Source organism: Kitasatospora sp. LaBMicrA B282 (assembly GCF_050325825.1).
Lineage (GTDB): Bacteria > Actinomycetota > Actinomycetes > Streptomycetales > Streptomycetaceae > Kitasatospora.
Genome location: NZ_JBNQTI010000391.1, coordinates 1 through 644, shown reverse-complemented (window position 1 = coordinate 644; position 644 = coordinate 1). Strand labels below are relative to the sequence as shown.

1 protein-coding gene is annotated in these 644 nt (G+C 72.0%); it reads right to left on the bottom strand.

Annotation, left to right across the window (positions count from 1 at the left end):
* The coding region (locus ACQRUO_RS39620; RefSeq protein WP_428321026.1) for an amidohydrolase family protein at positions 1-644 on the bottom strand (644 nt) is incomplete at both ends.

The window sequence follows — 644 nt, the reverse complement described above, 5'->3', positions numbered from 1 at the left end:
GGGTTGGTGGAGGAGCCGATGACGTTGGCGACGCCGGCCATCTTGAGGACGTTGGGGACGTGGCCGCCGCCGCAGCCTTCGATGTGGAAGGCGTGGATGGTGCGGCCGTCCAGGACGGCGAGGGTGTCCTCGACGGAGAGGCACTCGTTGAGGCCGTCGGTGTGCAGGGCGACCTGGACGTCGTGTTCCTCGGCGACGCGCAGGGCGGTGTCCAGGGCGCGGGTGTGGGCGCCCATGTCCTCGTGGACCTTGAAGCCGCTGGCGCCGCCCTCGGCGAGGGCCTCGACGAGGGGGCCGGGGTCGGAGGAGGAGCCGCGGCCGAGGAAGCCGATGTTGACCGGCCAGGCGTCGAAGGCGTTGAAGGCGTGGCGCAGGGCCCAGGGGGAGTTGACGCCCACGCCCCAGACGGGGCCGAACTCCTGGCCGATGATGGTGGTGACGCCGGAGGCGAGGGAGGCCTCCATGATGCGGGGGGAGAGGAGGTGGACGTGGGTGTCGATGGCGCCGGCGGTGGCGATCAGGCCTTCGCCGGAGACGATGGTGGTGCCGGTGCCGACGACGACGTCCACGCCGTCCATGGTGTCGGGGTTGCCGGCGCGGCCGATGGCGGCGATGCGGCCGCCGATCAGGCCGATCGAGGTCTT